Raw genomic sequence first — 13,897 nt, 5'->3', positions numbered from 1 at the left:
TCCTCCCCGCGAGGGGAGGAGGTCCGCGGCGACGGCGCCGCTCCGCCGCGTCCGGAGCCGGAGCGGCGGAGGGAAGGCCGGTTCCGGTCAGCCCATCAGGACCAGGGCCACGCCGCCGATGCCGACCAGCGCGCCGCTGCCGCGCACCGCGATCGTTCCGGCCGACCCCCGGGCGACGTTGCGGATGGCGAGGATCGCCCCGATGCCGGCGCCGTGCAGCAGCGCCGTCGCCAGCGCGAAGCCCAGGCCGTACAGCCACGGCGAGGCCGCCGCCGGCATCTCGGCGCCGTGCGCGTAGCCGTGGAAGACCGCGAAGAGCGCCGTGATCGCGGCGCAGGCGGCGAGCGGAAGCTTCGGCTGGAGCGCCACGAGCCCGCCCAGCACCAGCACCGAGCCGACGATGCCCAGCTCGACCGACGGCAGCGGCAACCCCGCCATGCCGGCCAGTCCGCCCAGGACCATCGTTCCCACGAACGACGCCGGCAGCACCCAGAGCGCCCGGCCGCCCAGCTGCGCGGCCCACAGGCCGACCGCGACCATGGCGAGCAGATGGTCGAGGCCGCCGAGCGGATGCTCGAAACCGTGCATGAACCCGCCCGGCTCCATGTGCCCCGTGTGTGCGAGCGCCGCCATCGGCATGGCCGCCAGCGCGGCCGCCACGAGCCCTAGTCCGAGACCTGTACGCCTCATGTGATCGTCTCCTGAAGAAAGAATTGAAGCCGCCAATGCGCAACCTTGCCAGTGGGCAACTGGCCGACAGGTGACCTGGACCGGGACGGCAACATCAAGGGTGGATATTTTAACAAAAATTGCCCAATCGCGGTTGATCCAGATCAATGTGAGCCAAAGACGCAAGACTGATTGTCTATGACCTGGCTGGCAGGGGAAAGCCCGGGTGAAGGAATCGCCGGGACAGCGACGGAAAGCAAGGGTCGCGTTCGGCTAGAAGGCTGATTTCGGGAAGCGGCGGCATCCCGCGGGGAGTTCCGCCACAGACATCCATCGGGCCGCCGGGACAGGGCAGTCGGGTACAAGCGAAAGGAACGGGCCGATGGCCAGGGTGGAAACCTTCTACGACGTGATCCGGCGGCAGGGCATCAGCCGCCGCAGCTTCCTCAAATTCTGCTCGCTTACCGCGGCTTCCCTCGGACTGGCGCCGGCCTTCGGGCCGCGCATCGCCCACGCGATGGAGACCAAGCCCCGCATCCCGGTGCTCTGGCTGCACGGGCTGGAATGCACCTGCTGCTCGGAGAGCTTCATCCGCTCCGCTCACCCGCTGGTCAAGGACGTCGTCCTGTCGATGATCAGCCTGGACTACGACGACACCATCATGGCCGCCGCCGGCCACCAGGCGGAGGCGATCCTCGACGAGATCCGCCACGAGTACAAGGGCCGCTACATCGCGGCGGTGGAGGGCAACCCGCCGCTCAACGAGGACGGCATGTACTGCATCATCGGCGGCCGGCCGTTCGTCGAGCAGCTCCGCGAGGTCTGCTCGGACGCCATGGCCGTCATCTCGTGGGGATCCTGCGCGTCCTGGGGCTGCGTCCAGGCGGCGAAGCCCAACCCGACCCGCGCGACCCCGGTCCACGAGGTCATCACCGGCAAGCCGATCATCAAGGTACCCGGCTGCCCGCCGATCGCCGAGGTGATGACCGGCGTGGTGACCTACATGCTGACCTTCGACCGCATTCCCGAGCTGGACCGCCAGGGCCGGCCCAAGATGTTCTACAGCCAGCGCATCCACGACAAGTGCTATCGCCGTCCCCATTTCGACGCCGGCCAGTTCGTCGAGCAGTGGGACGACGAACAGGCCCAGAAGGGCTATTGCCTCTACAAGATGGGCTGCAAGGGCCCGACCACCTACAACGCCTGCTCGACCACCCGGTGGAACGCCGGCGTTTCGTTCCCGATCCAGTCCGGCCACGGCTGCATCGGCTGTTCCGAGGACGGTTTCTGGGACAACGGCTCGTTCTACGACCGTCTCACCAACATCAAGCAGTTCGGCATCGAGGCGAACGCCGACCAGGTCGGCGGCACCGTCGCGGGCGTGATCGGCGCCGGCATCGCGGCCCATGCCGCGGTCAGCGCCGTCAAGCGCGCCCGCATGAAGGCCGGCGAGACCCAGGCCCCCGCCACCCCGCACGACTGACCGCTGGTCCGCACCCGGAAAGAGCGCCCGGACCCGTGAACGCGAAGACACAAGGACTAGAGGAACAGCGCGATGGCAACCGTTTCGACGCCGAACGGATTCTCCCTGGACAATGCCGGCCGCCGGGTGGTGGTCGATCCCGTGACCCGGATCGAGGGGCATATGCGCGTCGAGGTCAATCTCGACGGCGACAACGTGATCCGCAACGCGGTCTCCACCGGCACCATGTGGCGCGGCCTGGAAGTGATCCTGAAGGGCCGCGACCCGCGCGACGCCTGGGCCTTTACGGAACGGATCTGCGGCGTCTGCACCGGAACCCACGCGCTGACCTCGGTCCGCGCGGTGGAGGACGCGCTGGACATCAAGATCCCCGAGAACGCGAACACGATCCGCAACATCATGCAGCTGACGCTGCAGGTCCATGACCACCTGGTCCATTTCTACCACCTGCACGCGCTGGACTGGGTCGACATCGTTTCCGGCCTGAAGGCGGACCCGAAGGCCACGTCGGAGCTGGCCCAGAGCATCAGCTCCTGGGGCAAGTCCTCGCCGGGATATTTCCGCGACATCCAGGCCCGGCTGCGCAAGTTCGTGGAGAGCGGCCAGCTCGGCCCGTTCAAGAACGCCTACTGGGGACACCCCGCCTACAAGCTGCCGCCCGAAGCCAACCTGATGGCGACCGCCCACTACCTGGAAGCGCTCGATTTCCAGAAGGAGATCGTGAAGATCCACACGGTCTACGGCGGCAAGAACCCGCATCCCAACTGGCTGGTCGGCGGCGTGCCCTGCCCGATCAACATCGACGGGACCGGGGGGGTCGGCGCCATCAACATGGAGCGGCTCAACCTGGTGTCGTCGATCATCGACCAGTCGATCGAGTTCGTGAACCAGGTCTATATCCCCGACCTGATCGCCATCGCCGGCTTCTACAAGGATTGGCTGTACGGCGGCGGGTTGGCGAGCACGTCGCTGATGTCCTACGGCGACATCCCGGAGCGGGCGAACGACTATTCCGACAAGAGCCTGATGCTGCCGCGCGGCGTCATCCTCAACGGCAAGCTGGACGAGATCCACGAGATCGACCTGAGGGCGCCCGACCAGGTGCAGGAGTTCGTCAATCACTCCTGGTACAAGTACGCGGACGAATCCAAGGGCCTCCACCCCTGGGACGGCGTGACGGAGCCCAACTACGTGCTCGGCCCCAATGCCAAGGGCACCAAGACCCGGATCGAGGCGGTGGACGAGGGGGCGAAGTACTCCTGGATCAAGTCGCCGCGCTGGAAGGGCCACGCGGTCGAGGTCGGGCCGCTGGCCCGCTACGTCATCGGCTATGCCCAGAACAAGCCGGAGTTCAAGGAGCCCGTCGACCAGCTCCTGAAGGCCCTGGACGTGCCGGTCACCGCCCTGTTCTCCACCCTGGGCCGCACCGCGGCGCGCGGGCTGGAATGCGCCTGGGCGGCGGAGAAGCTGCGCCACTTCCAGGACAAGCTGGTCCGCACCATCAAGGCCGGCGACGAGAGCACGGCCAACACCGCCAAGTGGGACCCGTCGAGCTGGCCCAAGTCGGCCAAGGGCGTCGGCTTCACCGAGGCGCCGCGCGGCGCGCTGGGTCACTGGATCCGGATCGAGAACACCAAGATCGCCAACTACCAGGCCGTCGTCCCGACCACCTGGAACGGCAGCCCGCGCGACACCAAGGGCAATATCGGCGCATTCGAGGCCTCGCTGCTCGACACCCCCATGGCCGACCCGGAGCAGCCGCTGGAGATCCTGCGCACCTTGCACAGCTTCGACCCCTGCCTCGCCTGCTCGACCCACGTGATCGCGCCGGACGGCAGGGAACTCACCGAAGTCACCGTGCGCTGAGCGGAGGACCACCCCCATGACCGCGCATGTCGACAAGACACCGGCAACATCCCCCGCCGACGACGAGATCGCCGATCTCGCGACCGCGCGCAACCACCTGCAGGTCCGCCAGACCGCCATCTACGTCTATGAATGGCCGGTCCGCCTGTGGCACTGGACCAATGCCCTGGCGATCCTGGTGCTCGCCGTCACCGGCTACCTGATCGGCTCGCCGCCGGGCTCCCAGCCGGGCGAGGCGAGCGACGCCTACCTGATGGGCTATATCCGCTTCGCCCATTTCGCCGCCGGCTTCGTGATGGCGATCGGCATGGCGGGGCGGATCTACTGGGCCTTCGTCGGCAACGTCCATGCCCGCCAGATGTTCGTCCTGCCGTTCTGGTCGGGCAAGTTCTGGCGGGAAGTGCTGATCGAGGCGCAGTGGTACGCCTTCATGCGCGACTACCCGAAGAAGTATATCGGCCACAACCCGCTGGCCCAGCTCGCCATGGTGACGATCTACAGCCTCGGCAGCATCTTCATGATCGTCACGGGCTTCGCGCTCTATTCCGAGGGGGCGGGCCAGGGGAGCTGGCTTGACACGCTGTTCGGCTGGGTGATCCCGCTGGCCGGCAACTCGCAGAACCTGCACACGATCCATCATCTCGGCATGTGGGTGATCGTCACCTTCGTGATCATCCACGTCTATGCCGCGATCCGCGAGGACATCATGAGCCGGCAGAGCATGATCAGCACCATGATCAGCGGCTGGCGGATGTTCAAGGACGACGGCAAGTGAGCATCGAAACCGGTCGTCCCGTCCTCGTCCTGGGCATCGGCAACATCCTCTGGGCCGACGAGGGTTTCGGCGTGCGGTGCGTGGAAGAGCTGCACCGCCGCTGGAGCTTCCCCGACGACGTCCTGGTGATGGACGGCGGCACCCAGGGCCTCTATCTCGTCCACTACGTCAAGGCGGCCCGCCGGGTCATCGTGTTCGACGCCATCGACTACGGCGAGGAGCCGGGAACCTTGAGGCTGGTGCGCGGCGAGGAGGTGCCCAAGTTCACCGGCGCCAAGAAGATGAGCCTGCACCAGACCGGCTTCCAGGACGTGCTGAGCGCCGCCGAACTGCTGGGCGGCACCCTCGACGACATCCTGCTGATCGGTGTCCAGGCGGTCGAGCTGGATGACTACGGCGGGAGCCTGACCCCGCCGGTCCGGGCCCGGATCGAGCCGGCCCTGGCCATCGCGGTCGAACAGCTGGAGCGGTGGGGCTATCCCGCGACGCCCCGGACCGCCGCTCCCGACCATCTGCTGCACGGCGGCATCGGTCTCGCCGATTACGAAGCCGGCCGCCCCTCCGCCGAAGACGCCTGCCGCGTCGGCGACTCCCGCTTCTTCGCCTGATCGGAGCCGAACGGCCATGTGCATCGGCATCCCCATGCAAGTCCGCTCCGAAAATGGACTGACCGCTCTGTGTGCCGGCCGCGGCGAGGAGCGCCGGGTCAGCCTGCTGCTGACCGGCGAACTGCCGGTCGGCGCCTGGGTCATGGTCCATGTGGACACCGCGATCCGGATCCTGGACGAGGCCGAGGTCCCGCTGATCAACGATGCGCTCGACGCGCTGGAGGCGGCCGGGCGCGGCGATCCCTTCGAGCACCTGTTCGCCGACCTGATCGGCCGCGAACCCCAGCTTCCCGATCATCTGCGCGAGACGCAGCCCGCCCCCTCACGAGGAAATGCCTGATGCCCGCGACGGTCATCGAACGCCTGATCTCGATCGAGAACTGCCCGGTGATCACCGAGGGCACGCTCGACAATTTCCTGGACGGCAGCGGAATGGCGATCCTCTTCTTCACGGGCGATCCGCGCCAGCGGCCCGAAAGCAACGACGTCGCCGTCGTCCTGCGCGAGCTCAACACGGTGTTTCCAGGCCGGCTGCGCGTCGGCATCGTCGACCAGGCGGCCGAGGCCGCGCTGAAACCCCGCTTCGGCGTGCTGGTCGTGCCCACCCTCGTCTATGTGCATCAGGGCGAGTTCGTCGGCCTGATCCCCCGGATCCAGGACTGGCAGAGCTACGTCGAGAAGACGCGCGCCTTCCTCGAAGCCGCGCCGCCGAGCCCCTGACCGAATCCCGCCGCCCCTGTCGCCAGAAAAGGGACCGACCACGATGCGCCACCCGATGAAATGGGAAAACGAAGAGCAGCCGACCGGCGTATTCCTGGGCGGCGCGGAAACCGAGTCCCTGGACCTGATGCGGATGCCGGCCGCCGTCCGGCGTCTCGACCGGCTGTCGCTGCCCGGCACTGCGCCGGGCCTGTCGGATGCCGCCCGCATCCTGTCGGCGGTCCGCGCCGCCCTCGACGGCTTCACGGTCGACTCTTCCCCGGCACTGTTCCCGCTCACCGGCCTGGACGAGGCGGCGGCGGCACTGCTAGACGACGCCCTGGGCGAGGGCGAGGTCGGCATCGTCGTGGCGGGCACCAGCGAGTACCAGATCCAGGAGTCCGTCCTGCCCGGGGTCTGGCGGGTGAAGACCTTCGCCCTGGCGGACGGTCCCGCGGGCGCCCTGGCCGGCGACCATATCGAGGTGGCGGACGTCCCCGGCGTCGTGCGCGCCGCCGCCCTGGGCGGCACCCGCGCCCGGCTGGAGATCGGCGAACCGCCGGAGGGCTGCATGAACGTCATGCCGGTCCTGGCCGAGCTTCGGGCGCGCACGGCGGCCTATGCCCAGGGCGACCGCAACCACGTCATCAGCTTCACCCTGTTCCCCATGAACGAGACGGACATGGCGTTCCTCAAGCGGACGCTTGGCCTCGGACCGGTCCAGGCGGTCTCCCGGGGTTACGGCACCTGCCGCGTCACCCTGACCGGCCAGCGCCACGTCTGGAGCGTCCAGTACCTCAACGCCATGGACACCGTGATTCTGGACACCCTGGAGATCGGCGACGTCCCGGTCGCCCTGTCGGCGGCTGACGAGGATTTCCAGGACAGCGCCGAGCGGCTGGGCGAGATCCTGGAGGCCTATTTCCAATGACCGGCGCGTCATCGGCACCGCAGAACCTTTTCGAGGGCTCGTTCCTGGGCGATGCCACGCGGATCGCCCCGGACGCCCGGCTGGAATGCGGTATCTGCTGGACCCCCTACGATCCCGCGGAGGGCGACCCGGTCTGGCAGATCCCGCCGGGAACCCCCTTCGCGGCCCTGCCCGAGGACTGGCGCTGCCCGACCTGCGACGCGGAGAAGCACAAGTTCATGGTGCTCGACGCTCCGGCCGTCGCCCCGGCGGAGCCGCCGCCCGGCTACCCATCCGGCGCGCTGACCGAAGCGTACGGGCGGATCGCGCGAACGGTGATGTCCGGACTTCCGCTCTACAATCCCCGGCTGGCGGTCGAGGCGGTCGGATTCCGGCGGCACGGCGACGGCTGGCTCGGGATCATGGTGACGCCCTGGTTCATGAACGCCGTCCTGGTGCCCGGCGTTCCTGGAGCCTGGAACGGCATGAGGGACGGGGTGAAATCGGTACGGCCCCTGCCGTCCGGCGACTACGAGTTCGTCGCCGGCCATCTCGACGGCGTCGGGACGATCCTGAACTGCTCGCTCTTCTCCCCCATGTTCGAGTTCGAGGAACAGGCCGTCGTCCGCCAGACCGCGGAAGCCGCCCTCGCGGCCCTGCTCGAACCCGAGGCGGGTGCCGAGGCATCCCCGCCCCCCTCTCCCGCGCCCGCGGCGCCGGCACCCTCTCCGGCCGAGGTGAGCCGCCGTCACTTGCTGCGCGGCAGCTTCGGAGGCTGACGCCATGAACGCGCGGGCCGGCATCGAAGGTACGCTCTCGTTCCAGATCCTGGCGATCGACGCCACGGTGGCCGACGTGCGCCTGAAATCGTCGCGCGGGACCGGCATCGACCGCATGCTGGCCGGACGGCCGGTGGCCGAGGCCCTGTCCCTGGTCCCGATGCTGTTCAGCCTCTGCGGGACCGCCCAGGGCGTCGCCGCCGCCCGCGCCTGCGAGGCGGCGGCCGGCATCGTCCCGGCGGGCGCGCAGCAGGCGGCGCGCGAGTTGCTGGTCCTCGGCGAGATGGTCGCCAGCCACGCCTGGCAACTGGCGATCGAGTGGCCGCGCCTGCTGGAGGAGGCTCCGGACCCCGGCGTCCTCCTCGGGGTCCGGCGAGCCGTGGCGGCTCTTCCCCGGGCCCTCTACCCCGCGGGCGACTGGACCCGCCCGGGCGGCGGCGCGCTCAAGCCCGACGCCTCGGCCCTCGACGGTCCGCTGGAGCATATCGCCGGCGCGGTCGAGGCGCTGGTCGGCGCCGGCTTCGCGGAGGTCCGGGACGGCGACGACCTCGCCCGCTGGAGCCGACGGGCCGATACGACGGCGGCCCGGTTGATCGGTCGCGTCATGGCCGACGACATGGCCGGCTTCGGGCGGAGCGGGATCGCCAACCTGCCCGACCTGCCGGACCGCTGGTTCGCCGACCGGCTGTCCGGCGACCCCGGCTTCTCCATGGCCCCCGATGTCGACGGCGGACCGGCGGAAACCGGAGCCCTGGGACGGGTCGCCGGCACGCCCCTGATGGCCGGCCTGGCAGGTCGCTTCGGAAACGGCCTGCTGCCGCGTTTCACCGCCCGGCTGGTCGACTTGGCGGGCCTGTCTGCCCGGATGCGCGACGTCGCGGGGCGGCTGGAGCCCGCCAGGCCGGCGCCGCCGGAAGCGGGCCAGGGGGCTTCCGGCTCCGGTGCGGGCTCGGCGGAGACCGCGCGCGGCCGGCTCGCCCACTGGATCGCGCTGAACCGGGGAGTGGTGACCGCCTACCGGTCGGTCGCTCCCAACGAGTGGAATTTTCACCCGCGCGGCGCCTTCGTCCGGGGCCTCGTCGGCCTGCCGGCCGACGACGGGCTGCGGCGGAGGGTCGACCTGCTGATCGCCGCCCTCGATCCCTGCGTCCCGTGCCACGTGATGATGGAGGAACGCGCCGGTGCATGAGATGGCGCTCTGCCAAGGTATCCTGGACATCATCCGCGACCGGGCCGCGGAAGAGGGGTTCGACCGCGTCGCGGTGGTGCATCTGTGCGTCGGGGCGCTCTCCCATGTCGATCCCCACGCCCTGGAGTTCGGGTTCGACGCGGTGACCCGGGGAACCCTGGCCGAGGGCGCCGAGCTGAAGATAAACCGTCCGGCGGGACAGGCCTTCTGCATGGCCTGCTCGCAAACGGTCACCCTGGCGGCCCGGGGCGAAGCCTGCCCCGCCTGCGGCAGTCACCAGCTGATGGTGGTCGCCGGCGACGAACTGCGTGTCGAAGAACTGGAGGTCTCGTGATGTGCACCGTCTGCGGCTGCGGCCCCGGGGAAACCCGGATCGACGGACTCGAACCCGGAACCGGCATGGAACATGACCACGAGCATGTGTCCCCCGACGGCACCGTGCTTCGCCACAGTCACAGTCACAGTCACAGTCACGGGCACGGGCACGGGCACGGGCACGGGCACGGGCACGGGCACGGGCACGGCCATGATCACGGGCACGACCACGGGCACGACCATCGTCATGCCCATGACCGCCCGACGCGGCTGATCCGGATCGAGCAGGATATCCTGGCGAAGAACGGCCGCTTCGCCGCCGTCAACCGGCAACTCCTCGCGGCATCGCGCACCTTCGCCGTCAACCTGATGTCCAGCCCCGGATCGGGCAAGACGACGCTGCTGGTGCGGACCCTCACGGATCTCGCCGCGAGCACTCCCATGGCGGTGATCGAGGGCGACCAGCAGACCAGCTTCGATGCCGACCGCATCCGCGCCACCGGCGCGCCGGCGGTCCAGATCAATACCGGCAAGGGATGCCACCTCGACGCCGAGATGGTCACCCAGGCGCTCGGGACGCAGCCGCCGCCCGCGGGCGGCGTGCTGTTCATCGAGAATGTCGGGAACCTGGTCTGCCCGGCCGGTTTCGATCTGGGCGAGAACCGCAGGGTCGTCGTCGTTTCCGTGACCGAGGGAGAGGACAAGCCGCTCAAGTACCCAGACATGTTCGCGACCGCCGACCTGATGGTGGTCAACAAGATCGACCTGCTGCCCCACCTCCAATTCGACGTTCCGCGCCTGATCGCCAGTGCCCGGCAGGTCAAGCCGTCGCTCGACATCATCCAGGTTTCCGCCACGACCGGGACCGGGCTGGACCGGTGGTATGCCTGGCTTGCCGCCGGCATCGCCGCCGCCGAAACCGGAGGCTGAGCCGTGGTCGTCGATCCCATGCCGGTGAGCCGCTCCCGCGTGCGCGTCCGGGGGCTGGTCCAGGGGGTCGGGTTCCGGCCGTTCGTCCATGACCTGGCCGGGCGTTACGGCCTGACGGGCTGGGTGCTGAACGATACCGACGGCGTCCTGCTGGAGGTGCAGGGCAAGGATCCCGCCGGCTTCCTCGATGCCCTGGCATGCCGCGCCCCGCCGCTCGCCCAGGTGGACCGGATCGAGGTGGAGCCGCTGGCTCCCGATCCCGCCGAGAGCGGGTTCGAGATCCGCGACAGCGTCGCCGCCGGTCCCGCGCGCACCATGATCGGACCGGATGCCGCCGTCTGCCCGGACTGCCTGGCCGAACTGTTCGATCCCGCGGGCCGGCGCTGGCGCTACCCCTTCGTCAACTGCACCCATTGCGGGCCGCGCCACACCATCACCCGTTCCCTGCCCTACGACAGGCCCCAGACCTCCATGGCAGGCTTCCCGCTCTGCCCGGACTGCGCCCGCGAGTACGCCGACCCGAACGACCGACGCTTCCACGCCCAGCCGATCGCCTGCCCCGCCTGCGGACCCAGGCTCCACATCCGGGTGGAGGAGATCGTCGCACGCCTCCGCGCCGGGGAGATCGTCGCGATCAAGGGTCTCGGCGGCTTCCACCTCGCCTGCGACGCAGCCAACCCCGGGACGGTCGCCCGGCTGCGGGCGCTCAAGCAGCGCAACGGCAAGCCTTTCGCGATGATGGTCGCGAGCCTGGCCGAGGCGCGGCGGATCGCCGAGACCAGTCCCGCCGAGGCGGCACTCCTGGCCGGCCCCGAGCGGCCGGTGGTGCTGGTCCGCCCGCGGTCCGGCGCGGCCGCCCCGACGGTCGCCCCCGACCTCGCCCCGGACCTCGCCTGGCTGGGCCTGATGCTGCCCTATACGCCCCTGCACTACCTGCTGTTCCACGAGGCCGCAGGACGTCCGGCGGGAACCGCTTGGCTGGACGAGCCGCTGGGTTTCGCCCTGGTCATGACCAGCGCCAACCCCGGCGGCGAACCGCTGGTGATCGGCAACGCCGAGGCGGCGGAACGGCTGGGCGACATCGCGGACTGCATCGTCACCCACGACCGGGATATCGTCGCGCGCAGCGACGACAGCGTGGCGCGGGTGATCGGCGGCGCCCCGATGCTGATCCGCCGCGCCCGGGGCTACGTTCCCCTCGGCATCCCCCTCGGCGGGCCGGTGCCGCCGGTCCTGGCGGTGGGCGGGCACCTCAAGAACACCGTCTGCGCGACGCGCGGGAGCCAGGCCTTCCTGTCCCAGCACCTGGGCGACCTGGAGAACGCCTCGACGCTTCGCTTCTTCGAGGAGACGATCGCCCACCTGCTCGACATACTGGAGGTCGAACCGGTCGCAATCGCCCATGACCTGCATCCCGACTTCCTGTCGACCCGCCATGCGGAGGCGCTTGGTCTTCCCTGCATTCCGGTACAGCATCACCATGCCCATGTGGCGGCGGTCGCGGCGGAGTACGGCCGCTCCGGGCCGATCGTCGGCCTTGCCCTCGACGGCTTCGGCCTGGGCGACCACGCCGACAGCCGAGGGGGAGAACTGCTGCGGGTGGACGGTTCGCGGTGCGACCGGCTGGGACACTTCGCTCCCCTGGCGCAGCCCGGCGGCGATGCCGCGGCGCGCCAGCCCTGGCGCATGGCGGCGGCGGCCCTGCACCGGCTGGACCGGGCCGACGAGATCGCGCATCGCTTCGCGCGGTTCGGCAATACCGCCTTGCTGGTCCAGATGCTCGACCAGGGGCTCAACTGCCCGCCGACCACCTCCTGTGGGCGCTGGTTCGATGCCGCCTGCGGCCTGCTGGGCGTGCGCAGCATGTCGGGGTTCGAGGGCGAGGCCGCGATGGTGCTGGAGTCGCTGGTGACCCGGCCCACGGTGCTGCCCGGCGGCTGGACGGTCGACGGCGGCGTGCTCGACCTGATGCCGCTGCTCGATGCGCTCCGCGGCCTTCCTCCCGCGACCGGAGCCGACCTGTTCCACGGCACCCTGGTCGCCGCCCTGGTCGACTGGGCCCTTCCCGCCGCTGAAGGAGCCGAGATCATCCTCTCCGGCGGCTGCGTCATGAACGCCGTGCTGACCGAGGGCCTGATCAAGGGTTTCGCCCGGCATGGAATCACCGCCCTGGTGCCGCGCCGGGTACCCGCGAACGACGGCGGTCTCAGCCTGGGTCAGGCCTGGGTCGCCGTGCACCACTTGATCCGCTAGGAAATCGCCATGTGCCTCGCCTTGCCCGCCCGGATCGTCGAGATCCACAATGACGACAGCGCCACGGTGTCGCTCGGAGGCGTGCGCAAGCAGGTCTCCACCGCGCTGATCGAGGAGCCGGCCGTGGGCGACTACGTGATCGTCCATGTCGGCTACGCGCTGTCCAGGCTCGATCCGGCGGAAGCCGAACGGACCCTGGCGCTCCTCGCCGCCCTGGAGCAATCCCCGCCCGGGCAGGAGCCGGAACAGGAGCCGGAACAGGAGGATGCCGCCGCATGAGATACGTGGACGAATACCGCGACGGCGCCCTGGCGTCCCGGGTCGCCGCCGCCATCGCCGCGGAGGCCGATCCCGGCCGGCACTACGCACTGATGGAGTTCTGCGGCGGCCACACCCACGCGATCTGCCGCTACGGGATCGAGGATCTGCTGCCGCCCAACGTCTCGATGATCCACGGTCCCGGCTGTCCGGTCTGCGTCCTGCCGATCGGCCGGCTCGACATGGCGATCGAGCTGGCGATGCGGCCGGAAGTGATCCTGTGCACCTACGGCGACATGATGCGGGTGCCCGGCCGCGACCGCACCAGCCTGATGAAGGCGAAGGCCGGGGGTGCCGATATCCGCATGGTCTACGGCAGCGGCGACGCGCTACGGATCGCCCGCGAGAATCCGGGCCGCGAGGTCGTCTTCTTCGCGATCGGGTTCGAGACCACGGCGCCGACCACCGCCGTGGCCCTGGTCCAGGCGGCGGCGATGGATCTCCGCAACTTCAGCGTCTTCGCCAACCATGTGCTGACGCCGTCGGCGATCCAGGCGATCCTGGACAGCCCGGAGGTGGCCGCGACCGGCACCGTGCGGGTCGACGGCTTCATCGGGCCGGGACATGTCAGCACCATCATCGGCTCGGCGCCCTACGAGCGGTTCGCCCGCGACTATCGCCGCCCCATCGTGGTCTCCGGGTTCGAACCGCTCGACGTCATGCAGTCGATCCTGATGCTGGTGCGCCAGCTCAACGGCGGACGCTGCGAAGTGGAGAACCAATTCAGCCGCGCGGTATCCCGGGACGGCAACGGCAAGGCCCAGTCCCTGGTGGAACGGGTGTTCGAACCGCGCGACAGCTTCGAATGGCGGGGCCTCGGGACGATCCCGGACAGCGCGCTGCAGATCCGCGAGGAGTTCGCGGACTGGGACGCGGAACGGCGCTGGCAGCTCCGCTACGTCCCGGTCGCCGACAACAGGGCATGCTCCTGCGCCCAGATCCTGCGCGGCGCGAAGAAGCCGCTGGACTGCGCGATCTTCGGCACGGCCTGCACCCCCGAAAACCCCATGGGGTCCTGCATGGTCTCGCCGGAAGGCTCCTGCGCGGCGTATTATCTGTACGGCCGCTGGCGTGACATTCCCAAACGGGTCAAGACGGGTTGA

Annotated in this window: 15 protein-coding genes; 14 read left to right on the top strand and 1 reads right to left on the bottom strand. The window is 69.6% G+C overall.

Annotated elements, in window-relative coordinates:
- Positions 1 to 87 precede the first annotated feature (87 nt).
- Positions 88 to 690 (bottom strand): HupE/UreJ family protein, encoded by a 603-nt coding sequence (locus IGS68_RS07510; protein WP_201078574.1) that lies wholly within the window; start codon positions 688 to 690, stop codon positions 88 to 90.
- A 361-nt stretch (positions 691 to 1,051) separates the two neighbouring features.
- Here IGS68_RS07510 and IGS68_RS07505 point away from each other — a divergent pair, with 361 nt between their 5' ends.
- The 14 genes from IGS68_RS07505 (at position 1,052) to hypD (ending at position 13,897) form a co-directional block, all read left to right on the top strand.
- On the top strand, positions 1,052 to 2,152 hold the full coding sequence (locus tag IGS68_RS07505; protein WP_201078572.1) for a hydrogenase small subunit: 1,101 nt from the start codon (positions 1,052 to 1,054) through the stop codon (positions 2,150 to 2,152).
- 72 nt (positions 2,153 to 2,224) lie between these two features.
- Positions 2,225 to 4,018 carry a nickel-dependent hydrogenase large subunit gene (locus IGS68_RS07500; RefSeq protein WP_201078570.1) on the top strand — a complete coding sequence of 598 codons (1,794 nt, stop codon included), beginning with the start codon at positions 2,225 to 2,227 and terminating at the stop codon, positions 4,016 to 4,018.
- 16 nt (positions 4,019 to 4,034) lie between these two features.
- Positions 4,035 to 4,793, top strand: a complete 759-nt coding sequence (gene cybH / locus IGS68_RS07495; RefSeq protein ID WP_201078568.1) for a Ni/Fe-hydrogenase, b-type cytochrome subunit — start codon at positions 4,035 to 4,037, stop codon at positions 4,791 to 4,793.
- Complete coding sequence (locus tag IGS68_RS07490) at positions 4,790 to 5,401, top strand: HyaD/HybD family hydrogenase maturation endopeptidase (protein WP_201078566.1); 612 nt, start codon at positions 4,790 to 4,792, stop codon at positions 5,399 to 5,401. Before cybH ends, IGS68_RS07490 begins: the two co-directional genes overlap by 4 nt.
- 16 nt (positions 5,402 to 5,417) lie before the next feature.
- Positions 5,418 to 5,741: a HypC/HybG/HupF family hydrogenase formation chaperone gene (locus IGS68_RS07485; protein WP_201078564.1), complete on the top strand. Its 324-nt coding sequence runs from the start codon at positions 5,418 to 5,420 to the stop codon at positions 5,739 to 5,741.
- The gene (locus tag IGS68_RS07480; protein WP_201078562.1) at positions 5,741 to 6,121 is read left to right on the top strand and encodes a thioredoxin domain-containing protein; all 381 of its coding nucleotides are present in this window, start codon (positions 5,741 to 5,743) and stop codon (positions 6,119 to 6,121) included. Before IGS68_RS07485 ends, IGS68_RS07480 begins: the two co-directional genes overlap by 1 nt.
- Positions 6,122 to 6,176: 55 nt before the next feature.
- Positions 6,177 to 7,031, top strand: a complete 855-nt coding sequence (locus tag IGS68_RS07475) for a hydrogenase expression/formation protein (RefSeq protein WP_201078560.1) — start codon at positions 6,177 to 6,179, stop codon at positions 7,029 to 7,031.
- Positions 7,028 to 7,789, top strand: coding sequence for a [NiFe]-hydrogenase assembly chaperone HybE (gene hybE, locus IGS68_RS07470; protein WP_201078558.1), 762 nt, complete (start codon positions 7,028 to 7,030; stop codon positions 7,787 to 7,789). The genes IGS68_RS07475 and hybE overlap by 4 nt, the downstream gene beginning before the upstream one ends.
- 4 nt (positions 7,790 to 7,793) lie before the next feature.
- Positions 7,794 to 8,978: a nickel-dependent hydrogenase large subunit gene (locus IGS68_RS07465; protein ID WP_201078556.1), complete on the top strand. Its 1,185-nt coding sequence runs from the start codon at positions 7,794 to 7,796 to the stop codon at positions 8,976 to 8,978.
- 1 nt (position 8,979) lies between these two features.
- Positions 8,980 to 9,312, top strand: a complete 333-nt coding sequence (hypA, locus tag IGS68_RS07460; RefSeq protein ID WP_247881356.1) for a hydrogenase maturation nickel metallochaperone HypA — start codon at positions 8,980 to 8,982, stop codon at positions 9,310 to 9,312.
- A complete protein-coding gene (gene hypB / locus IGS68_RS07455) occupies positions 9,312 to 10,223 on the top strand; it encodes a hydrogenase nickel incorporation protein HypB (protein ID WP_201078552.1) in 912 nt (303 codons plus the stop codon). Before hypA ends, hypB begins: the two co-directional genes overlap by 1 nt.
- Positions 10,224 to 10,226: 3 nt before the next feature.
- A complete protein-coding gene (hypF, locus tag IGS68_RS07450; RefSeq protein WP_247881220.1) occupies positions 10,227 to 12,476 on the top strand; it encodes a carbamoyltransferase HypF in 2,250 nt (749 codons plus the stop codon).
- A gap of 9 nt (positions 12,477 to 12,485) precedes the next feature.
- Complete coding sequence (locus IGS68_RS07445; protein WP_201078550.1) at positions 12,486 to 12,755, top strand: HypC/HybG/HupF family hydrogenase formation chaperone; 270 nt, start codon at positions 12,486 to 12,488, stop codon at positions 12,753 to 12,755.
- Entirely contained in the window at positions 12,752 to 13,897 is a 1,146-nt protein-coding gene (hypD, locus tag IGS68_RS07440; RefSeq protein WP_201078548.1) for a hydrogenase formation protein HypD, read from the top strand. Before IGS68_RS07445 ends, hypD begins: the two co-directional genes overlap by 4 nt.

This window comes from Skermanella sp. TT6 (genome assembly GCF_016653635.2).
In the GTDB taxonomy this organism is placed as follows: domain Bacteria; phylum Pseudomonadota; class Alphaproteobacteria; order Azospirillales; family Azospirillaceae; genus Skermanella; species Skermanella cutis.
Note: the sequence above shows the minus strand (reverse complement) of the source record. Positions and strands in the feature narration are given on the sequence as shown.